At 72.1% G+C, this 20,734-nt stretch carries 15 protein-coding genes; 4 read left to right on the top strand and 11 right to left on the bottom strand.

Annotated elements, in window-relative coordinates; genetic code table 11:
* Window positions 1-29 precede the first annotated feature (29 nt).
* The 5 genes from ilvC to ACYUD3_RS26605 all read right to left on the bottom strand — a co-directional run bounded on the left by ilvC (window position 30) and on the right by ACYUD3_RS26605 (window position 8,454).
* Complete coding sequence (ilvC, locus tag ACYUD3_RS26625; protein WP_470974697.1) at window positions 30-1,028, bottom strand: ketol-acid reductoisomerase; 999 nt, start codon at window positions 1,026-1,028, stop codon at window positions 30-32.
* A gap of 115 nt (window positions 1,029-1,143) precedes the next feature.
* Window positions 1,144-1,668, bottom strand: a complete 525-nt coding sequence (ilvN, locus tag ACYUD3_RS26620) for an acetolactate synthase small subunit (RefSeq protein WP_470974695.1) — start codon at window positions 1,666-1,668, stop codon at window positions 1,144-1,146.
* Between the two features lie 14 nt (window positions 1,669-1,682).
* Window positions 1,683-3,533 carry an acetolactate synthase large subunit gene (locus ACYUD3_RS26615; RefSeq protein ID WP_470974693.1) on the bottom strand — a complete coding sequence of 617 codons (1,851 nt, stop codon included), beginning with the start codon at window positions 3,531-3,533 and terminating at the stop codon, window positions 1,683-1,685.
* A 400-nt stretch (window positions 3,534-3,933) separates the two neighbouring features.
* The gene (locus ACYUD3_RS26610; RefSeq protein ID WP_470974974.1) at window positions 3,934-6,864 is read right to left on the bottom strand and encodes a putative bifunctional diguanylate cyclase/phosphodiesterase; all 2,931 of its coding nucleotides are present in this window, start codon (window positions 6,862-6,864) and stop codon (window positions 3,934-3,936) included.
* Window positions 6,865-7,464: 600 nt separating this feature from the next.
* Window positions 7,465-8,454 (bottom strand): 2-hydroxyacid dehydrogenase, encoded by a 990-nt coding sequence (locus ACYUD3_RS26605; protein ID WP_470974691.1) that lies wholly within the window; start codon window positions 8,452-8,454, stop codon window positions 7,465-7,467.
* A gap of 74 nt (window positions 8,455-8,528) precedes the next feature.
* On the opposite strand from ACYUD3_RS26605, the gene ACYUD3_RS26600 reads away from it, so the two are divergent.
* A complete protein-coding gene (locus ACYUD3_RS26600; RefSeq protein WP_470974688.1) occupies window positions 8,529-9,527 on the top strand; it encodes an aldo/keto reductase in 999 nt (332 codons plus the stop codon).
* A 429-nt stretch (window positions 9,528-9,956) separates the two neighbouring features.
* Entirely contained in the window at window positions 9,957-11,132 is a 1,176-nt protein-coding gene (locus ACYUD3_RS26595; RefSeq protein WP_470974685.1) for a PQQ-dependent sugar dehydrogenase, read from the top strand.
* Window positions 11,133-12,513: 1,381 nt separating this feature from the next.
* Here the strand turns inward: ACYUD3_RS26595 and ACYUD3_RS26590 are convergent.
* The 5 genes from ACYUD3_RS26590 to ACYUD3_RS26570 form a co-directional block, all read right to left on the bottom strand.
* Complete coding sequence (locus ACYUD3_RS26590) at window positions 12,514-12,816, bottom strand: DUF6191 domain-containing protein (RefSeq protein WP_470974682.1); 303 nt, start codon at window positions 12,814-12,816, stop codon at window positions 12,514-12,516.
* A 40-nt stretch (window positions 12,817-12,856) separates the two neighbouring features.
* Window positions 12,857-16,282: a helix-turn-helix transcriptional regulator gene (locus ACYUD3_RS26585; RefSeq protein ID WP_470974680.1), complete on the bottom strand. Its 3,426-nt coding sequence runs from the start codon at window positions 16,280-16,282 to the stop codon at window positions 12,857-12,859.
* A 188-nt stretch (window positions 16,283-16,470) separates the two neighbouring features.
* A complete protein-coding gene (locus ACYUD3_RS26580; protein WP_470974677.1) occupies window positions 16,471-16,665 on the bottom strand; it encodes a hypothetical protein in 195 nt (64 codons plus the stop codon).
* A gap of 212 nt (window positions 16,666-16,877) precedes the next feature.
* A complete protein-coding gene (locus ACYUD3_RS26575; RefSeq protein ID WP_470974675.1) occupies window positions 16,878-17,510 on the bottom strand; it encodes a hypothetical protein in 633 nt (210 codons plus the stop codon).
* A 35-nt stretch (window positions 17,511-17,545) separates the two neighbouring features.
* Entirely contained in the window at window positions 17,546-18,121 is a 576-nt protein-coding gene (locus ACYUD3_RS26570) for a GNAT family N-acetyltransferase (RefSeq protein ID WP_470974672.1), read from the bottom strand.
* Window positions 18,122-18,255: 134 nt separating this feature from the next.
* Here ACYUD3_RS26570 and ACYUD3_RS26565 point away from each other — a divergent pair, with 134 nt between their 5' ends.
* A complete protein-coding gene (locus tag ACYUD3_RS26565; RefSeq protein WP_470974669.1) occupies window positions 18,256-19,464 on the top strand; it encodes an acyltransferase family protein in 1,209 nt (402 codons plus the stop codon).
* Here ACYUD3_RS26565 and ACYUD3_RS26560 read toward each other — a convergent pair.
* Window positions 19,418-19,726 (bottom strand): hypothetical protein, encoded by a 309-nt coding sequence (locus ACYUD3_RS26560; RefSeq protein WP_470974667.1) that lies wholly within the window; start codon window positions 19,724-19,726, stop codon window positions 19,418-19,420. The genes ACYUD3_RS26565 and ACYUD3_RS26560 overlap by 47 nt on opposite strands.
* A gap of 149 nt (window positions 19,727-19,875) precedes the next feature.
* Between ACYUD3_RS26560 and ACYUD3_RS26555 the strand changes: the two genes are divergently transcribed.
* Window positions 19,876-20,685 (top strand): SAM-dependent methyltransferase, encoded by an 810-nt coding sequence (locus ACYUD3_RS26555; protein ID WP_470974664.1) that lies wholly within the window; start codon window positions 19,876-19,878, stop codon window positions 20,683-20,685.
* Window positions 20,686-20,734 lie beyond the last annotated feature (49 nt).

Below are 20,734 nucleotides of genomic sequence, written 5' to 3'. Positions count from 1 at the left end.
CGCGTCGCCCCGGGCCCCCGCCCGGAGGCTCACGCCTCCTCGTCGACCCAGCTCATGAGCTTGCGCAGCTGCTTGCCGGTGGTCTCGAGCAGGTGCTCGGAGTCCGCGTCCTTGTACTCGTTGTACTTCTTCAGGCCGCCGTGGTACTCGTCCATCCAGTTCTGGGCGAAGGTGCCGTCCTGGATCTCGGCGAGGACCTGCTTCATCTCGGCCTTGGTGGCGTCGGTGATGATGCGCGGGCCGGTGATGTAGTCGCCCCACTCGGCGGTCTCGGAGACGGACCAGCGCATCTTCTCCAGGCCGCCCTCGTACATGAGGTCGACGATGAGCTTCAGCTCGTGCAGGCACTCGAAGTAGGCGATCTCGGGCTGGTAGCCCGCCTCGACGAGGGTCTCGAAACCGGCCTTGACCAGGGCGGACGTACCACCGCAGAGAACGGCCTGCTCACCGAACAGGTCGGTCTCGGTCTCCTCGGTGAACGTGGTCTTGATGACCCCGGCGCGGGTGCCGCCGATGGCCTTGGCGTACGACAGCGCGAGCGCGAAGGCGCCCCCGGTCGCGTCCTGCTCGACGGCGGCGATCGCGGGGACGCCGCGGCCTTCCTCGTACTGGCGGCGCACGAGGTGGCCGGGGCCCTTGGGGGCGACCAGGGCGACGTCGACGCCGGCGGGGGCCTTGATGAAGCCGAAGCGGACGTTGAAGCCGTGGGCGAAGAACAGCGCGTCGCCGTCCTTCAGGTTCGGGGCGATGGACTCCTCGTAGACTTTGGCCTGGATGGGGTCCGGGATCAGGATCATGATGAGGTCGGCCTCGGCGGCGGCCTCGGCGGGGCTCACCACGCGCAGGCCCTGCTCCTCGGCCTTGGCCTTGGACTGGGAGCCCTCGTGCAGACCGACGCGCACGTCGACGCCGGAGTCACGCAGCGACAGCGCGTGGGCGTGGCCCTGGCTGCCGTAGCCGATGACCGCGACCTTGCGGCCCTGGATGATGGACAGGTCGGCGTCGGCGTCGTAGAACAGCTCGGCCACTTGGTTTCTCTCCTTGAGTGCAGGTGTTGCGTCCCACCGTATGACGGCGGGGAGCGGGACGGACGCGGGGTCTCGCCATGCGGATCCCGGCTTTAAAGAATCACGCGCCGAAGGATCACGCGCTGCGGTCGAGGGCGCGCAGGGAGCGGTCGGTGATGGAGCGGGCGCCGCGGCCGATGGCGATGGTGCCGGACTGGACGAGCTCCTTGATGCCGAAGGGCTCCAGCATCTTCAGCATCGCCGAGAGCTTGTCGGCGCCGCCGGTGGCCTCGATGGTGACGGCCTCCGGGGAGACGTCGACGGTCTTGGCGCGGAAGAGCTGGACGATCTCGGTGATCTGGGAGCGGGTCTCGTTGTCGGCTCTGACCTTGACCAGGACGAGTTCGCGGTGGACGGCGTGGGACGGCTCCAGCTCGACGATCTTGAGGACTTCGACGAGCTTGTTGAGCTGCTTGGTGACCTGCTCCAGGGGGAGGGCCTCGACGCTCACGACGATGGTGATGCGGGAGATGTCGGGGTGCTCGGTGACGCCGACGGCGAGGGAGTCGATGTTGAAGCCGCGGCGGGAGAAGAGGGCGGCGATGCGCGCCAGGATGCCGGGCTTGTTCTCGACCAGGACGGAGAGCGTGTGCTTGGACATGTCGTACCGGTCTCTCAGTCGTCTTCGCTGTCGCCGAAGTCGGGGCGGACGTTCAGGGCGGCCATGATCTCGTCGTTGGAGGTGCCGGCGGCGACCATCGGCCAGACCATGGCGTCCTCGTGGACGATGAAGTCGATCACGACGGGGCGGTCGTTGATCGCGTTGGCCTCTTCGATGGCCTTGTCGAGGTCCTCGGGGGACTCGCAGCGGATGGCGTGGCAGCCCATGGCCTCGGAGAGCTTCACGAAGTCGGGGATGCGGGTGCCGCGGGCCTGCGGGTCGACGTCGCTGGGGCCCGAGTGCAGGACGGTGTTGCTGTAGCGCTGGTTGTAGAACAGGGTCTGCCACTGGCGGACCATCCCGAGGGCGCCGTTGTTGATGACGGCGACCTTGATCGGGATGTTATTCAGGGCGCAGGTGGTGAGTTCCTGGTTGGTCATCTGGAAGCAGCCGTCGCCGTCGATCGCCCAGACGGTGCGGTCGGGCACGCCGGCCTTGGCGCCCATGGCGGCGGGGACGGCGTAGCCCATGGTTCCGGCGCCGCCGGAGTTCAGCCAGGTCGCGGGCTTGTCGTACTGGATGAAGTGGGCGGCCCACATCTGGTGCTGGCCGACGCCTGCGGTGAAGACCGTGCCCTCGGGCGCGAGTTGGCCGATGCGTTCGATGACCTGCTGCGGGGAGAGGGTGCCGTCGCCGGGCTGGCTGTAGCCGAGCGGGTAGGTGTCGCGCCAGCGGTTGAGGTCCTTCCACCAGGCGGCGTAGTCGCCGTGGTGCCCTTCGCTGTGCTCCTTCTGGACGGCCTGGATGAGGTCGGCCAGGACCTCGCGGGCGTCCCCGACGATCGGCACGTCGGCGGCGCGGTTCTTGCCGATCTCGGCGGGGTCGATGTCGGCGTGGACGATCTTGGCGTAGGGGGCGAAGCTGTCGAGCTTGCCGGTGACGCGGTCGTCGAAGCGGGCGCCGAGGGCGACGATCAGGTCGGCTTTCTGGAGGGCGGTGACGGCGGCGACGGAGCCGTGCATGCCGGGCATGCCCAGGTGCTGGGGGTGGCTGTCGGGGAAGGCGCCCAGGGCCATCAGGGTGGTGGTGACGGGGGCGCCGGTCAGCTCGGCGAGGACCTTCAGCTCGGCGGTGGCCTGCGCCTTGATGACGCCGCCGCCGACGTACAGGACGGGCCGTTTGGCGGCGGTGATCAGCTTGGCGGCCTCGCGGATCTGCTTGGCGTGCGGCTTGGTCACCGGGCGGTAGCCGGGCAGGTCCATGACGGGCGGCCAGGAGAACGTCGTCTTCGCCTGGAGGATGTCCTTGGGGATGTCGACCAGGACCGGTCCGGGGCGGCCGGTGGAGGCGATGTGGAAGGCCTGCGCGATCGTCCGGGGGATGTCCTCGGCCTTGGTGACCAGGAAGCTGTGCTTGGTGATCGGCATGGTGATGCCGACGATGTCCGCCTCCTGGAAGGCGTCCGTGCCGATCGCCTTGGACGCGACCTGGCCGGTGATCGCCACGAGCGGCACCGAGTCCATGTTGGCGTCCGCGATGGGCGTGACCAGGTTGGTGGCGCCGGGGCCCGAGGTCGCCATGCAGACGCCGACCTTGCCGGTGGCCTGGGCGTATCCGGTGGCCGCGTGGCCCGCGCCCTGCTCGTGCCGGACGAGGACGTGGCGCACCCGCTTCGAGTCCATCATCGGGTCGTAGGCGGGCAGGATGGTCCCGCCGGGGATGCCGAAGACCGTGTCGACGCCCACCTCCTCGAGGGAGCGGATGAGGGACTGCGCGCCCGTGACGTGCTCGACGGTGGCGGAGGACGGCCCTCCGGATCGGGGCCGCGGCTGCGGATGCGGGGCCCCGGAGGCCTGCTCGGTCATCGGCATTCTCTTCTCGAAGCTGAGGGTTTTCGGCGGGTTTCGTGCGGAGTGCGGCGGTTGCTCGGGGGGCGTCCGTGCAACAAAAAACCCCTCGTGCCGTAGGGCAAGCGAGGGGAGCGCGTCGGGTGCGGGGGCTGGGCGGTCCGGGTCTTCCGGGCGTCCTCAGCTTCAGCCGACGCGCTGTCCAAGTACGAGAATTCGGGTGCGCATGGCATTGACCCTCCCCCCGACGCGCACCGACTGTCAAGCGGGTGGGACGGGGGTCTCATTATGTGAGCGAGCACCAAGCGGACCATGGGTTCGGCACCTGCGGGAACGAGGGCGGACTGTGCGTCGTACGACTTTTGTACGACGCACAGGTGCCCTGGCGCATCCGCTGGGCCGGTGCCGGTTCACGCATTCACGTGAGGGCCGGTTCCGCCGGGCCGTGCGGCACCGGGTAGGCGCCGGAGCCGAGCGCCCTGCGCAGCCGGTACTCGTCGAGCGGGCCGGAGAAGGCCATGCCCTGCCCGTAGGTGCAGCCCAGCTCGCGCAGCGCCACCACCTGTTCGGGCAGGTCGACCCCTTCGGCGACGGTCTGCATCCCGAGGTCGGCGGCGAGCCGCAGCACCCCGCCGGTGATCTTGTGCAGCCGCGCGGACTCGACGACGCCCTCGACGAGCCCCCGGTCGAGCTTGAGGACGTCGACGGGGAGCCTGCGCAGCGCCGTGAGCCCCGTACAGCCGCTGCCGACGCCGTCGAGCACGATCCGGACCCCGAGCCGGCGCAGGGCCGCCAGACGCCGCTCCAGCTCGTCAGGGGACACCTTCGCGTCCTTCGGGTCGAGATCGGCCAGCTCGATCAGCAGCGCGCCCGACGGCAGCCCGTGCCGGGTCAGCAGCGCCTCGACCGAGCCGAGCGGCAGCGAGCGGTCCACGAGCCGCCGGGCGCCCATCCGGACGACGACCGGCACGGGCCGGCCCCCGGCGGCGCGCTCGGCGGCCTGCTCGACCGCCTCCGCGAGCACCCAGCGGCCCAGCTCGGCCGTCTTGTCGCTGTCCTCGGCGACCCGCAGGAACTCCGCCGGCGTGAACAGCACCCCTTGCGAGGAGCGCCACCGCGCGGTCGCGGCCACCGACGAGATCCGGCCGTCGGCGAGCCGTACGACGGGCTGGTGCAGCAGCGTGAACTCCCCGTCGTTGAGCGCCGCCCGCAGCCGGGTCGCCAGCTCCGCCTTGCGCACGACGTCCTGCTGCATCTGCGGCTGGTACAGCTCGACGCGTCCCTTGCCGCCGGCCTTCGCGCGGTACATCGCGAGGTCGGCGTTGCGCAGCAGTTCGCCCGCGCCGAGGCCGGGTTCGGCGAAGGCGACGCCGATGGAGGCGGCGACGCGGACGTCCTGCCCGTCGATGGCGTAGGGCTGCGAGAGCGCGACGCGCAGCCGGTCGGCGAGCTCCAGGATGTGCCGCTCGCGCGCGGGCCGGTCGTGGGTGTTGTCGCCCAGGATGAGCGCCGCGAACTCGTCGCCGCCGAGCCGGGAGGCGGTGTCGGACTGCCGTACGGCTTCCTGGAGCCGGCGGGCGGCCTGGACGAGCAGGTCGTCGCCGGCGGCGTGGCCGATGGTGTCGTTGACCGCCTTGAAGCCGTCCAGGTCGATGAAGAGGACGGCCGTGCCCCTCGGGCCGCTGCCGCGGTCGGAGCTGCGGCGGCCGGAGAGGGCCTGCTGGACGCGCTGGGTGAACAGCGCGCGGTTGGGCAGGTCGGTGAGCGGGTCGTGCTCGGCGTTGTGCTGGAGCTGCGCCTGGAGGCGGACCCTTTCGGTGACGTCCCGGCTGTTGAAGATGAGGCCGCCGTGGTGGCGGTTGACGGTCGACTCGACGTTGAGCCAGCCGCCGTCGCCGGAGCGGAAGCGGCACTCGATACGGGTGGTGGGCTCCTCCAGGGGGCTGGCTGCGAGGAAGCGGCGCACCTCGTGCACCACGCAGCCCAGGTCCTCGGGGTGGATGAAGTGGGCCAGCTCCCGGCCGAGCATCTCCTCGGCGGGGCGGCCGTAGACCCCGGCGGCGGCCGGGGAGACGTACCTCAGGGCGCCGCTGGGGGCGGCGATCATGATGACGTCGCTGGAACCCTGCACGAGGGAGCGGAAGTGGTTCTCCTTCTGCGCGAGTTCCTGGGTGAGGTTGATGTTGTCGAGGAGCATGATGCCCTGGCGGACCACGAGGGCGAGGACGACGGCCGTCCCGGTGAACAGGACGACGCGGTCGACGCTGTGGCCGTTGAGGACGTTGTACAGGATGCTCAGCACGCAGACGGCCGCCGCCAGGTAGGGCGTGAGCGCGGCCAGCGAGCCGGTGACCGGGCGGGTCGGACGGCTCGGGTGGTCGGGCGGCGGGGGCGCGGGGGGCTGCGGGCGGGGGTGGTCCAGGGCCGGCGGGGCCTGCGGGTGGCGGCCGGGGATGTGCTCGTGGACCACGCGCGTGTGCTGCGCCTCCGGGTGGCCGTGCGGGCCGTGCGGGTGGGCGCCGTCGGCCGCGCGCGGGTGCGGGTCGGCCGGGTGCCGGGGCTGCTTGCCCTCCTCGGGCAGCCGCCGGGTGCGGGCGTCGCGCTCGGGCTGGGAACGGGCGGCGGCCCAGGGCGCGTACGCCAGGAGCAGCGAGCCCGCGAACCAGCCGGCGTCGAGCAGCTGTCCGGAGCGGTAGTCGTTGTGCAGCAGGGGCGAGGTGAACAGGGCGTCGCACATGACCGTGAGCGCGAGCGCCCCCACGGCGGTGTTGACGGCCGCGCGGTTCATCGCCGAGCGCCGGAAGTGCAGCACGAGGACCATGCTGACCAGGGCGATGTCGAGCAGCGGGTAGGCCAGGGACAGCGCGGTGTGGGCGACGCTCGGGCCGTCGAACTTGGCGGCCTGGGCGAGGGCGAGGCTCCAGGAGAGCGTCAGCAGCGAGCCGGCGATCAGCCAGGCGTCGAGGCCCAGGCAGACCCAGCCCGCCTTGGTGACGGGCCGGGCGGCGAGCACCAGGAGGCCGACGATCGCCGGCGGCGCGAAGCAGAGGAAGAACAGGTCGGCGTAGCTGGGGCTGGGCACCTGTTCGCCCAGCACGACCTCGTACCAGCCCCAGACCAGGTTGCCCAGGGACGCCATCGCCGAGGACAGCGAGAACAGCAGCCAGGCGGGCCGGAAGCGGACCCTGCGGGTGCGGGCGTACAGGAAGCAGGAGACGGCGGCCGTCCCCGCGGCGGCGCTGAGGCCGAAGTCGCCCATGACGAGGGCGAGATGGCGCGAGCCCCAGCCGAGCGCGGAACCGACGGCGTATCCCGCGCACAGGAGGGCCAGCAGGAGTTGGTGGACCAGATTGGTCCCGCTCGCAGGGGGCTTCTTCCCGGTCCGGGTGTCACCCGCCGGGCGCTGCGGCCCGCGGGTCCTGTCGAGCGGGTTCACGGCAGTGGGCGGCGCGTTCACGAGGGCCTCCCGGTCTGCTCGGCTCCTGGTGCGTACGTGGCGGAGGGCGCTTTGGGGAGCGGCGCTTCCAGATGCCGCCCCGGATACCGCTCCAGGTGCCGCTCTAGATGCCGCGAGCCCCGGGAAAGGTCAGTTTCCCGGGGCCGGTGCGCCCCTGTGGTCGCGCTGTGCAACTGGTGGGTGTGCGTCTCGTGGTGGCAGGTGCCGTACCGACCGGCGCGGTGACCGCTTGCGTCCGCCGCGGTGCGCCAGGGTCGCCGTCGGCGGCCTCGCCGCGTCGGATCGTTCGCCCATAGGCCGTGCATCACCCGTCGCCCCCCTCACAAAGTCTGAGATGTCATCCCCGGCGCCGATCGGTGCGGCGCAGCCCCTCGTCGGGACGATACACCAGTCTCGTCACTCAGGGACATAGTTCCTCTACGCTCCGTGACGACCAGCGGCGATGCGGGTACGGCCCGCGCTCAGGAGACTGCGGAGGGTGTGCACATCGGATTAGCCGACCGTTTCTCCCGTCGTAGTGAGGATCACGTTCCGAAGAGGTTCACGGTTCACATAGCGGGTCAGCTGATCGACCAGAAGCCGCTCGGCGCGTGGCCGGAAAGCGGTGCTCGGCCCGCCCACGTGCGGACTGATCAGCACGCCCGGCGCGGTCCACAGCGGATGCCCCGGGGGCAGCGGTTCGGGGTCGGTGACGTCGAGCGCCGCGAGCAGCCGCCCGCGCTCCACCTCCGCGAGCAGCGCTTTCGTGTCGACGACGGGCCCGCGCGAGACGTTCACCAGCAGCGCCCCGTCCTTCATCCGCGCCAGGAACCCCTCGTCGACGAGCCCGCGCGTGCTCTCGCTCAGCGGCGTGACCAGGACGACGACGTCGGCTTCCGGAACCAGCAGCGGCAGCTCCTCTATGGGGTGCACGGGACCGCGCTCCGTCATGCGCCCGGAGCGTGCGACCCGTACCACCCGCGCGACCTCGAACGGCACGAGCCGGTCCTCGATGGCGGCGCCGATCGAGCCGTAGCCCACGATCAGCACGGTGCGGTCCGCGAGCGCCGGGCGGAACCCCCCTTCCCACACGCCCTGCTGCTGCGCCCGCACGAACTGCGGGACGCCCCTGAGCGACGCCAGGATCAGCGTGAGCGCCAGTTCGGCGGTGCTGGTCTCGTGCACCCCTCGCGCGTTGCACAGCTGCACCCCGGCCGGCATCGGCGCGAAGGACGGCACCAGGTCGTCGACCCCGGCCGAAAGGCTCTGCACGACCCGGAGATTGGCCATCTGCGGCAGCGGACGCGTGCGCAGTTCAAGGGACTTCATGTAGGGCGCGACGTAGAAGCCGCACCGCGCGGGGTCGCCCGGGAACTCGGCGGCGCCGTCCGGACCGCCGTCCCAGAAGAGGTAGTTGGGCCCTTCGGGGAGGCCTTCGATCTCCTCCGGCGGAAGGGCGAGCCATACATCGTGAACGTCTTGACGTGCGGTGTCGTCAGTCATGGTCAGGAGGCTATGTCAGGACGCGCGCGCGTAGAGGTTAGGTTGGCAGCCGGAACAGGGAGGTTCACGAGCAGGTGGAGCGCAGGACGATCGGCGCGGGGGCGCTCTCGGTGGGGGCCGTCGGACTCGGGTGCATGCCGATGAGCTGGGGGTACAGCGCGTCGCGGCGGCGGGGTGAGGAGTCGGTGCGGGCCCTGCACCGGGCGCTGGACCTGGGCGCCTCGCTCCTGGACACCGCCGACATGTACGGCCCGTTCACGAACGAGCGGCTGGTGGGCCGGGTCCTGCGGGAACGCCGGCAGGAAGCTTTCGTCTCGACGAAGGTGGGCCTCCTGGTCGGCGACCAGCACATCGTGGCCAACGGCCGTCCCGGGTACGTCCGCAGGGCCTGCGACGCGTCCCTGCGGCGGCTGCGGACCGACGTCATCGACCTCTACCAGCTGCACCGGGCCGACCCCGAGGTGCCGGTCGAGGAGACCTGGGGGGCGATGGCGGACCTCGTCCGCGCGGGCAAGGTGCGCGCGCTCGGGCTGTGCGCCGTGGGGGCGCGCGGCGGGCGCCGGACCGGAGCACACCTCCACGACCTGACGCTCCGTCAGTTGACGCGCGTCCAGCAGGTGTTTCCGGTGAGCGCGGTCCAGGCCGAGCTGTCCGTGTGGTCGCCGGAGGCACTGACGTCCCTGCTGCCCTGGTGCACGGCCCGCGACGTGACCCTCCTGGCGGCGATGCCCCTCGGCAACGGCTACCTCTCCGGCACCCTGACCCCCGGCCAGGGTTTCGAACCGGACGACATGCGGGCCCGGCACCCCCGCTTCACCGCCGAGATGATGGCCGCGAACCAGCCGATCATCTCCGGGCTGCGGCGGATAGCGCGGCGGCATGGGGAGGGGGTCACTCCGGCGCAGGTGGCGCTGGCGTGGATACTCGCGCAGGGGCCGGGGGTGGTGGCGGTGCCGGGGGCGAAGCGGGAGCGGTGGGTGGAGGAGAACGCGGGGGCGGTGGGGGTGCGGTTGACGGAGGGGGATCTGGAGGAGGTGAGGGGGTTGCCGGGGGCGGTGGGGTCTTGGGATTGAGGGGGGTTTCGGGGGGCGGGGGTTTCGGGGGGCGGCGCTTTTGTCTTCCAGGGTGGAGCGAGGGGACGGTGTTTCGAGGGGACGGTGTTTTTTGGGGGCGGTGTTTTTTGGGGGGCGGTGCTTCGAAGGGCAGTGTTTTTCTGCTCCGGGGTGGCATGGGCGCGGGGTGTTGCGGAGGGCGCGGGTGTTGCGGAGGGCGTGGGTGTTGCGGAGGGCGTGGGTTGTGGAGGGGGCAGGTCATGGAGGGGGTGTCTCTCGCGGCGGGCCGGGCGGGGGCCCGTCGGCTCCGAGGGCGGTTCCGGGAGTTGCTTCGCCGGCGCCCGTTTCGGTGTGGGCGTCGGCCCTGCGGGGAACCGCATCGGCGGATTCCGGACACTCGTTCGAGTGGGTGGGGTGGTGGGCGGGAACTCCTGGAGGGGCTTGCGGTGTATGACAAGTAGGAACCGTCGCGGGGAAGGGAGCGGGATCGTGGGACGTCGGGGTGCGGGGGCCGGGTTGGCTGTGGGGGCGTTGTTGGTCGTGAGCGGGTGTTCGTCGGACGGGGGCGGGGTCTCCGGCGGTTCCCCGTCAGGGTCTGCCTCGGCCGGCGTGAGCGGGGCGGCGCCGGCCGCGAAGGGGAGCGTCAGGGTCGTACGGACCGTCGCTCAGGGGCTGGACTCTCCCTGGGGGGTCGCCGCGATCCCGGGCGGCGGGCTGCTCGTGGCCTCGCGGGATCGGGGGACGCTCACGCTCGTGGACGTGGGGTCGGGGGCGAAGACCGAGATCGGGGAGGTGGCCGGGGTGGCGGCGGCCGGGGAGGGCGGGCTGCTCGGGATCGCGGTGTCGCCGTCGTACGCCTCTGACCGGATGGTCTACGCGTATCTCACCTCCGCGTCGGACAACAGGATCGTCCGTATGCGGTACGACGCGGCCAAGCCGGCCGGGCAGCGACTGGGGGCGCCGGACACCGTGTTCAAGGGCATCCCCAAGGGTTTCGTCCACAACGGCGGGCGGATCGCGTTCGGGCCGGACGGGATGCTGTACGCGGGGACCGGGGAGAGCGGCGACACGGGTCTCTCCCAGGACCGCTCCTCCCTGGGCGGCAAGATCCTCCGCCTGACCCCCGAGGGCGAACCGGCGCCGGGCAACCCCTTCCCCGGCTCCCCCGTCTACTCCTACGGCCACCGCAACGTCCAGGGCCTGGCCTGGGATCCCGAACAGCGCCTCTTCGCCGCGGAGTTCGGCCAGGACACGTGGGACGAACTGAACGCGATCAAGCCTGGCGGCAACTATGGCTGGCCCAAAACGGAGGGCACCTCAACAAACCCCGCATACCAAAACCCCCTGGCCCAATGGCCCACGGACGACGCCTCCCCCAGCGGCATCGCCTACGCCGGCGGTTCGATCTGGATGGCGGGCTTGAAGGGGCAACGCCTGTGGCGCATCCCCCTGAACGGCACCTCGACGTCGGCGGCCCCTGAGGCGTTCCTCACGAAGGAGTACGGGCGACTGCGGACGGTGGTGGCGGCTGGGGGCGGGAGGCTCTGGGTGACGACCAGTAATACGGATGGGCGGGGGGATGTGGGGGAGGGGGATGACAGGGTTTTGGAGGTGGAGGTTGGTTGAGGGGGCGACGCGGGGGGCTGGCGCGGGGAGGGGTGCGGGGAGGCGCGGGAGGGGGTGCGGGGCTGTGGCGGGGAGGCTGGCTCGGGGGCTGCGGCGACGCGGGGGGGGGCTGGCGCGGGGAGGGGTGCGGGACTGCGGCGGGGGCGCAGCAGGCGGCGGGGGCTGAGCGACGGGAGTCGGAGCGCCGGGCGGCTGATCGGCAGGAGCCGGAGCGGCTGGCGGCTGGCGGCTGGCGGCTGGCGGCTGGCGGCTGGCGGCTGGCGGAGCCTGCATGGCCGGGCTGCTGAAAGCCAGAGCAGCGGGTGGCGGAGTTGCGGGGCTGGGGTTGTCGCGGATCAGAACTGCGGGATGCGTGGCCGGGGCTGCCGAAAGGCAGAGCAGCGGGCGGCGGGGCGGCGGGGGCCGGGGCTGTTGCGCATCAGAACTGCGGGCTACGGAAGCTGCGCGGCCAAGGCCATCGCGAGCCAGAGCAGCGGACACCTACAGCTGGATCATCAGAGCTGCTGGAGCGGCGAGGCCAGGGCGGCGCAAGCCGGGGCGGCGGGCGGCGGAGCTGCGGGACCAGGGCTGTCACGGATCAGAACTGCGGGCTACGGAAGCTGCGTTGCCGGGGGGCGCGAGCCTGAGCAAGGGAAGTGGGAGTTCTCCGGCCAGGGCCGACGTGAACCAGAGCGGCGTCGGCAGTTGCATCGCCGAGGCTGCCGTGAGCCGGAGTGGAAGGCGGCGTGACCCCTTGCGCGGCCAGGGCTCTTGTGAGCCAGAGTCCGGGCAGCGGGGCTCGCTGTGCGGCGGATCCGGGTGGCGAGGCTCGCTGTGAAGCCGAGGCTCCACGCGGCGGGGCCTGCTGCGCTGCCGGAGCTCGCCGTGCCGCAGATTCCGGGTGCGGCCGGACTCGCTGTGGAACCGAAGCTCCGAGCGGCGGGGCCTGCTGCGCTGCCAGGGTTCCTGTGAGCCGGAGCGACCAGCGAAGTGGACTCGGTCTCGCGTTCTCACCTGCGATGCGGCGGGCGGCGTCTCTCGCGGCGTGTGCCTTGCAGGCGAAGTCCCGTAGACGGAAGCAGCGGACGGCCTGCCCCGGAGCGCGCCCTCACTTGAGATGCGGCGGGCGCCAGCTCTCGCAGCGGCTGCCTCGCAGGCGAAATCCGTAGACGGAAGCGGCGGGCGGCGTGCCGCAGAGCGTGCCCTCACCTGCGAAGTCCCGGGCCGTATGTCCAGAAGGGTGCCCCTCGCCGTCGAAGCCTCCCCCCGGAAACAGCGGACACCTACAGCTGGATCATCAGAGCTGCTGGAGCAGCGAGCGGCGGGAGCTGCGTGGCCAAGGCGGCTGCAAGCCAGAGCAGCGGGCCACGGACCAAGGACCAAGGGCGCTCAGCTCTCCCCTTCAGCCCTCCCCCTTACCCCGGCCTTCCCCCTCGCCCTCCTCGTCTACCTCACCCCACCCCGCCCTCTCATCCCCCTCGCCTCCCTCATCAGCCCCCTCCCCCTGCACTTCCCCCTCTTCCTCCCCGCCGGTCCCCTCCCCCTCCTTCGCCACCCGTACCACCACCTTCCCGGACGACAGATCTATCGGCCCCCGGCCTGGATCGGCGTCCCCCACGTCCTCTCGGGTCAGTTCCAGGCGGTTCTGCTCGTCCTGAGTATGTTTGCGGCCCGGGGAGAAAAGTTCCTCGAAAGCGTTGAACATCGCGGTTCCTTTCCGGAGGCCCCCCTCAAGTTCTGTTCCATTATCCCGCGCCCACCCCGAACAGCCCCATCCGATGAGCCACCGCAGCCGCCTCCCCCCGCCCCGACACCCCCAGCTTGGCGAGGATGTTGGAGACGTGGACGCTGGCCGTCTTCGGGGAGATGAACAGTTCCTCGGCTATCTGGCGGTTGGTGCGGCCGGCGGTGACCAGGCGGAGGACGTCCTGTTCCCGGGTGGTCAGGCCCAGGGAGTGGGGGCGCTCCGGGGCCTGCCTCCCCTTCGCCGAGAGACGGGCCCGCTGGGCCAGCAGGGCCGCCGACTCCGACAGGGGGCGGGCCTTGAGATGATCGGCGACCGCACGGACCAGCCGCAGCAACTCCGCCGCCCGCGCCCGGTCGTCCTCACCCCCCTGCTTCAGCAACGCCTCCGCGAGACGATGCCGCACCCGCGCCAGATCGTAGGGCCGCTCCAGGGACTCGAACGCCGTGACCACCTCGGACCAGGAGTCCACCGTGTCCTCACCCCGCGCACGGGCCAGCTCGGTACGGACCCAGTGGGCGTGGGCGTGCCAGACCGGGGCGTCGGTGGTGAGACCCCGGGCGGCGACGGAGATCCGGTCCAGAATCTCCTCCCGCCCCTCATGACCTGCAAAACCGTCCGCCACCGCCAGACCCACGGACCCATCCGCCCCCACCGTCGCCGCGAGCCGCCCCGAGGAAACGTCCGCCCTGGCAGCCGCCCCGGCTCGCCCCGAGGAAACCCCACCCGTCTCCCCCACCCGACCCGAGGAAACGTCCACCCCGGCAGCCGCCCCCACTCGCCCCGAGAAAACGTCCGCCCCGACAGCCGCCCCAGCTCGACCCGAGAGCACGTCCTCCCCCACCGCATCCCCCGCAGAAACATCCACCCCCGCCCGCCCCGAGGAAACCCCAGCAGCCGCCCCCACCCGACCCGAGAGCACATCCGCCCCCGCCGCCCGCCCCGCGCGAACGCCCGTCTCCCCCACTCGCCCCGCAGAACCCCCCACCCCAGCCATCGCCCCCGCCCGCCCCGCAGAACCCCCCGCACCCCCCACCACAACATCCCCCTCCGCCGCAGCCGCCCCCACCAGCAACGGCCACCCATACCGCTGCGTCCCCAGCGCGAACCCCCCGTCCAGAACCCGCACCAGCTCCGCCCGCGCATCCGGCATCCTCCCCTCCGCCACCGCGAGGAGATAGCTCAGATGCGCCAGCGGTATCGCGTGCTGCGGCATCGGGTCATGCGTCCCGTACGCCGCCCGCCCCTCCGCGAGATGCCGGGCCGCCTCGGCCGGGCGGCCCTGGGCCAGGGCCAGGTAGGCGAGGCAGTGGGAGCCGCAGCCCCGGGGTTTCACGGCCTCCGGGGAGCGCTGGGCGTCGTACGCCGTTTGGGCCGCCTCTTTCCAGGCGCCCAGGGAGAGCAGGGACTCGGCGAGGTTGGCGTTGATCCAGGGGCCGTCGTTGAGGCCCATCTCGCCGATGTGCCGCAGGCCCTCGCGCAGGACGGCGACCGCTTCGGCGGAGCGGCCGATGCCCTCCAGGACGGAGGGGAGGTTGACGTGGCTGCGGCCGATGACGAACGGGACGCGCAGGGCCAGCGCCTGCTCCCGCGCGGCCCGCATCTCGGCGAGGCCGGCCTCGGTGTCGCCGGCGTAGACCATGAGCCCGCCCAGGTCGAGGCGGGCGTTGACCTCGATGTCGCCGGCGCCGACCATGCGCGCGTACTCCACGGCCCGCTCGGCGGCGCCGACCGCCTCGGGGCCGGGTTCGCGCAGCATCGACCAGGAGGCGGCGGAGGCAAGCACTTCGGCGTGCACCTCGGACGGGGGCAGGCCGCGCACGAGTTCCTGCGCGTTGGCCAGCTCGCGCCAGCCGTCGCCGCGGGCGAGGGACTGGACGAGCTTGGAGCGCTGGACCCAGAACCAGGCGGCGCGCAGCGGATCGGGGTCGTCCTCCAGGAGCCGCGAGGCCCGTTTGGCGATCATCAGCGCCCGCTCGCGCTCCCCGCTGAGCCGGCCGGCGACGGCGGCCTCGGCCATGAGGTCGAGGTAGCGCAGCGGGGTCGTCTCGGGGTCGCAGCCGCAGGGGGGATAGATCTCGGTGTAGTCGACGGGCCGCAGCCGCGCGCGGACCTCGCCGGGGGCCTGGTCCCACAGCTCCATCGCCCTTTCCAGCAGCCGCAGTTGCTCGCTGTAGGCGTGCCGGGAGCGGGCGACGACCGCCGCTTCGAGGACGGCGGGCAGCGCCTTGGCCGCGTCGCGGGCGTAGTACCAGTAGTTGGCGAGCCGGGTGACGCGCTGGTCGGCCGCGACGAGCCCGGGGTCGGCCTCCAGGGCTTCGGCGTAGCGCCGGTTGAGCCGGGAGCGCTCGCCGGGCAGCAGGTCGTCGCCGACCGCCTCGCGGACCAGGGAGTGCCGGAAGCGGTAGCCGTGGCCGCCGGGCGAGGCCAGCAGGATGTTCGCGCCGACGGCCGCGCGCAGGGCCTCGATCAGGTCGTCCTCGCCGAGCCCGGCGACGGCGGCGAGCAGCGGGTACTCGACGGTGGAGCCGCCCTCGGCGGTGATCCGGGCGACCCGCTGGGCGTGCCCGGGGAGGGCTTCGACGCGGACGAGGAGCAGGTCCCGCAGCGAGTCGGTGAGGCCGGTGCGGCAGCCCTCGGCGCCGGCCACGGCCAGTTCCTCCACGAAGAACGCGTTGCCGTCGGAGCGGGCGAACACGTCGTCCACGCGCGCGGGATCGGGTTCGGCGGCGAGGATCCCGGCCATCTGGCGGCACACCTCGTCCCGCGTGAACCGCGCGAGTTCGATCCGGCGGACCGTGCGCAGCCGGTCCAGTTCGGCGAGGAGGGGGCGCAGGGGGTGGCGGCGGTGGATGTCGTCGCTGCGGTAGGTCGCGAGGACCAGGAGGCGGCCGGTGCGCAGGGTGCGGAAGAGGTAGGTCAGGAGGTGGCGGGTGGAGGCGTCCGCCCAGTGCAGGTCCTCCAGGGCGACGACGACCGTCCGCTCGGCGGCGGCCCGCTCCAGCAGCCGCGCGGTCAGCTCGAACAGCCGGGCCGTGCCCTCCTCGTCGTGCCGGCCCCGGGGCGCCTCGCCCAACTCCGGGAGCAGCCGCGCGAGTTCGTCCTCCTGCCCGGCAGCGGCGGCGGCCAGCTCCTCGGGCAGGGCCCGGCGCAGGGCGCGCAGGGCGGTGGAGAAGGGGGCGAACGGCAGCCCGTCGGCGCCGATCTCGACGCAGCCGCCGACGACGGTGACGGCGCCCTGCCGGACGGCCGCGCCGAGGAACTCCTCGACGAGCCGGGTCTTGCCGACCCCCGCCTCCCCTCCGATCACCAACGCCTGGGGCTCCCCCGCGGCAGCCCTCGCCAACGCCTCACCCAATGCCCCCAGTTCGTCCACCCGCCCGACGAACACCGGGCTCACAGACCTGGTCTCCACGCTTCCGAGCATGGCACAGGGGTCTGACAACGCCCCACCGGTTATCGCCGCCCCCGCCGGAGGAGACGCCCCGGCCAGGCGAGACACCCCAGCCAGGGGAGCCGCCTCAGCCAAGGGAGCCGCCCCCAAGGGAGACGCCCCCGCCAGGGGAGCCCGGCGGCCGACCCCTGTACGGCCGCCGCCCTCCCCCGCCCCAGCCTTCACGCGGCCCGGGTGAAGCGATGCCGCCCCGACCCCGACCCCTGGCTATGGGCGTCCTCCGCGCCCTTTCCCCGGCCGGTGACCCGCGCGCGGGCCGCGCGGCGGGCGCGGGCGGCCTCGCGGGCCAGGCGCTCCCGGTCGGCCTCTCGGATCAGTTCGGCGGAGCGGATCTGCTGCATCTCGTACTCGAACATGGTGGGTTCCCGTTCTCCCGAAGTGGAGGGGTGGCACATCGCTCTTCGCGATGTCTCCACTTTCGGCGCCCGGGGGTGCCCGCCGCATCGGGAGAGTGCCGCATCTTCGGGCACGGGAAGGGGCCTTAGACGGGCCGCCGGACATGGCGAAGGGGCCTTAGGGAGGGCCGTAAGTGCTTACGGCCCTCCCTAAGGCCCCTCTCAGAACGGGCTCAGGTCGCGGAGGGCAGGCTGAGCAGCGCGTCGCTGTACTTGAGGACGGCGAGCAGCAGGCCGATGACGCCCAGGGAGACGCCGGCCCAGGCGACCGACTTGATCCACAGGGGCTGCGGCTTGTCGGAGGCGCCGAACGCGGGGCGGACCAGGACGACGACGGCGGTGATCAGCGCGGTCAGCGCGAACAGGCCGGCCCACATCGCGCTGGTCTTCCACGCGTCGCCGTAGACCTCCTTGATCTGCGTGGCGACACTCGCGCTCGACGAGGTCTGGAGCTGGCCCACCAGGGTCTCGCGCGCGGAGGCGACCGTGCCGATCCAGCTGCCGGTGAGCGAGACGAAGCCCAGGACGGCGGAGACGACGGCCGCCGCGCCCTGGCCGACGCCGGAGGGGCCGGCCTCCTCGTCACCGGCGGCGAGCAGCTCGTCGTCGTCCTCGAAGTCCTCGTCCTCCTCGGAGGTCTCGGCGGCGCTCTCCTCGGTGACCTCCCCGACCGAGCCGGCCGAGCCGCCGGTGCCCTCGGTCTCCTTCTTGAGGTCCGCCTTCACCCCGGTCTCCTCGTCGCGCTTCTCCTCCGCGGTCTCGGCGCCCGTCTCGGCGCCGGCCTCGTCAACAGTCTTCGTTCCCATGTCTCGCACCGTACGGACGCTCTCTGAGAGGTTTCTTAACGAACGTTGTGACCGGGTCGCGCGCGCAGGGCGCGCCACTCCGGGGCGAGGAGCGACCAGACCTCCATGTCGGCCCGGACTCCTCCGGCGGGCATGGACTCGCGCATCGTGCCCTCGTGGGTCATGCCCAGCCGCCGGGCCACCCCGATGCTGGGGTGGTTGGCCGACGCCACGTGCCATTCCACACGGTGCATGCCGCGTTCGTCGAACGCCCAGTCCAGCAGCGGGCGCATGCCCCGGGTGACGAGGCCGCGGCCCACGGCGGCCGGCTCCAGCCAGCAGCCCGCCTCGCAGACCCCGGCCGCACTGTCCCAGGTCCGGAAGAGCAGTCCGCCGACGAGGGTCCCGGCCAGCCAGATGCCGTGCAGGCCGCCGGTGTCGGCGGCCCGCTTCTCGGCGTACGAGGTGAGGTAGCGGTGGGCGGCGTCCAGGTCGGGGACCGCGGCGGCGAGGCCGGTGAAGGCGCCGATCAGCTCGCGTCCCCGGTCGATGTTGGCGAGCAACTCCCTTGCGTGCCAAGCCTCCAGAGGGCGCAGCTCGGCCCCGTCGTCCCCCAGGGGCAACCCGTACATCCAGATCCTCATCTCGTACGTCTGACTGACCGACCAGTCAGCCCGACCCTCTCACATCACGGAACGGCAACGACCGGCATGTCCGCCGGACCGTGGGTGAGACGCGGGGGAACCACGCGTACGACAGAGGACAGATGCCCGAGTCACCCGACACCCTGCCCGCCACGCGCCAGACACTCGACCCGCCGGCCCAGAAAGCCCCGGCCCGCTCGCCCGCCCCGGAACCGGCACCCGCACCGCCCCCACGCCTCGCCCTCCTCGACGGCCTGCGCCTCCTCGCCGCCCTCGCCGTCGCCTGCTTCCACTTCTTCGGCCAGGACTTCCCCTCGATCCTCGGCGCCGCCCCCAAGCACTTCGCGTACGGCCTGCACAAGGCCTCGATGTACGGCTGGCTCGGCGTCGAGATGTTCTTCCTCATCAGCGGGTTCGTGATCTGCATGAGCGCGTGGGGCCGCACGCCCGGACAGTTCGCCGTCTCCCGCATATCCCGCCTGTTTCCCGCCTATTGGGCGGTGATCGTGCTGATCGTGACCCGGCTCGCGCTGCTGCCGCAGAAGTCGGACGACGTCCCGGCCGAACTGCACCCGCGTACGGTTCTCGCCAACTTGACGATGTTTCCCGGGCCGTTGAAGAGTGATCTGCTCGCGGGGGTGGCCTGGACCCTCGATGTGGAGGCCCGGTTCTATCTGCTGATGGCGCTGCTGCTGAAGTTCGGCGCGACCTACGAGCGGCTGCTGGGGTTCTGCACGCTCTGGCTGGTCGCGGCGTTCGTGACGTACTCCACCGGCAACCAGCTCCTCGACCAGTTCGTGCTGAGCGGGTACACGGGCCTGTTCGTCGCCGGGATCGCCCTGTACCTGATGTGCCGGTTCGGGCAGAACCTGATGCTGTGGACGCTGCTGGGCATGGCGTGGGCGTATCAGATGAGCGTGCTCCAGACCCGGGTCGGCTGGCATATGGACGAGGCCGGCAGCAAGGTCACCGTCTCCTGGAGCGTGTGCGCGCTGCTGCTGACGGCGTTCCTGGGCGTAGTCGTGCTGGCGACCCTCGGTCCGCTGCGCGGGCTGCGCCACCCGTGGCTGGTGACGGCCGGCGCGCTGACGTACCCGTTCTACCTGGTCCACACCAGCCTGGGTTTCCCGCTCGCGAAGGCGCTCACGCATCATGTGCCGGCGCTCGGCCCGTGGGGGAACGTGGCGGTGACGCTGACGGCGATGCTGCTGCTGTCGTACGGCGTGCACCGCCTCGTCGAGCGGCCGGGCGGGCGGTGGCTGCGGCGCCGGCTGGCGCGGGGGCTCAGTCCGTCTGGTCCCCGAACGCCATCACCATCACACCCAGGATGAGCAGCCACAGCGCGCGCCGGGTGTGACCGCGGGAGCCGAGGAAGGCGGCGCCCGCGCAGACCGCGGCGCCGGTGGCGAAGGCCGCCGGGACGAGCGCGGAGGAGCGGCCGGCCAGCCGCATCAGGGACGCGGCGAGGCCGGCCAGGGTGAGCAGGGCGCCGGTGCCCGCGGCGGTCCAGCGGGCCCGGCGGGCGTCGTCCAGGGAGTCGTCGAGGTCGTCGTCCGCGTCGGTGGGGTGTATGTCGTCCTGAGTGGTGCCCATGGCGCGGGAGCGTAGCGCGTCCTGCTGAGAGGGCGGGTTTTCGTGGCCGCGTCATCCGTCCGGGTGACGGCGGGCCGGTTCTTTGAGCGTCCGGCCGGAAATCCGCGTACCCCTGTTCGCCTCCCCGGACTCAAGGAGCCCGTTCACCGATGCCGGACGACATCAACATCACCAGAACCTCGGACGAGGACCTGAACAAGCGGCTGACGCACGGCCGTTACCCCCGAAGCAACGCCTACGACGCCCGCTGGGCCGTCGACAACCAGATGGGCCCGCACGCGCTGTGGCTGCTGGAGTGGCTGGCGCCCGCGCTGGGCCTGGAGGCGCTGCGGCCCTGTGCGCGCGTCCTCGACCTGGGCTGCGGCCGGGCGATGACCTCGGTCTTCCTGGCCCGCGAGTTCCACGCCCAGGTCACGGCGGCCGACCTGTGGATCGAGCCGGACGACAACGCGCGGCGGATCGCCGCCGCCGGGTTCGCCGACCGGGTCCAGCCCGTGCGCGTGGAGGCGCATGAACTCCCGTTCGCCGAGGGCGGGTTCGACGCGGTCGTGAGCATCGACGCGTATCAGTACTTCGGCACCGACGACCTGTATCTCCCCACGCTCACCCGGCTGCTCAAGCCCGGCGGCCGGATCGGGGTCGTCGTCCCCGCGCTGCGCGAGGAGTTGGCGGGCAGCGAGCCGCCGGAGCATCTCAAGTCCTGGTGGGAGCCGGCCTATTGGTGCTTCCACTCGGCCGGCTGGTGGCGCCGGCACTGGACCCGCAGCGGCGCCGTCGAGGTCGAGACCGCCGACTGGCTGGACGACGGCTGGCGGGACTGGCTCCTGTGGTGCGACATCGTCGCCGAGGAGAGCCCGGAGGAGTTCCACCGGACGATGGCCCGGCAGGTCGCGCAGATGCTGCGGGCGGACGAGGGGCGGACGCTGGGGTTCGTACGGGTGGTCGGACGCCGGCTCTAGAAAACGGGCGGCTCCTATAAGCGCCGGTAAAGGCTTGCGGCAAAAACTT

The organism is Streptomyces sp. AMJ-169, assembly GCF_055597585.1.
Note: the sequence above shows the minus strand (reverse complement) of the source record. Positions and strands in the feature narration are given on the sequence as shown.

Coding starts and splice junctions, on each gene's coding strand:
- ACYUD3_RS26555 (WP_470974664.1), top strand. CDS start 19,876: ATGCCGGACGACATCAACATCACCAGAACCTCGGACGAGGACCTGAAC.
- ACYUD3_RS26565 (WP_470974669.1), top strand. CDS start 18,256: ATGCCCGAGTCACCCGACACCCTGCCCGCCACGCGCCAGACACTCGAC.
- ACYUD3_RS26580 (WP_470974677.1), bottom strand. CDS start 16,665: ATGTTCGAGTACGAGATGCAGCAGATCCGCTCCGCCGAACTGATCCGA.
- ACYUD3_RS26605 (WP_470974691.1), bottom strand. CDS start 8,454: ATGACTGACGACACCGCACGTCAAGACGTTCACGATGTATGGCTCGCC.
- ACYUD3_RS26585 (WP_470974680.1), bottom strand. CDS start 16,282: ATGCTCGGAAGCGTGGAGACCAGGTCTGTGAGCCCGGTGTTCGTCGGG.
- ACYUD3_RS26575 (WP_470974675.1), bottom strand. CDS start 17,510: ATGGGAACGAAGACTGTTGACGAGGCCGGCGCCGAGACGGGCGCCGAG.
- ACYUD3_RS26570 (WP_470974672.1), bottom strand. CDS start 18,121: ATGTACGGGTTGCCCCTGGGGGACGACGGGGCCGAGCTGCGCCCTCTG.
- ACYUD3_RS26595 (WP_470974685.1), top strand. CDS start 9,957: ATGACAAGTAGGAACCGTCGCGGGGAAGGGAGCGGGATCGTGGGACGT.
- ilvN (WP_470974695.1), bottom strand. CDS start 1,668: ATGTCCAAGCACACGCTCTCCGTCCTGGTCGAGAACAAGCCCGGCATC.
- ACYUD3_RS26615 (WP_470974693.1), bottom strand. CDS start 3,533: ATGACCGAGCAGGCCTCCGGGGCCCCGCATCCGCAGCCGCGGCCCCGA.
- ACYUD3_RS26590 (WP_470974682.1), bottom strand. CDS start 12,816: ATGTTCAACGCTTTCGAGGAACTTTTCTCCCCGGGCCGCAAACATACT.
- ACYUD3_RS26560 (WP_470974667.1), bottom strand. CDS start 19,726: ATGGGCACCACTCAGGACGACATACACCCCACCGACGCGGACGACGAC.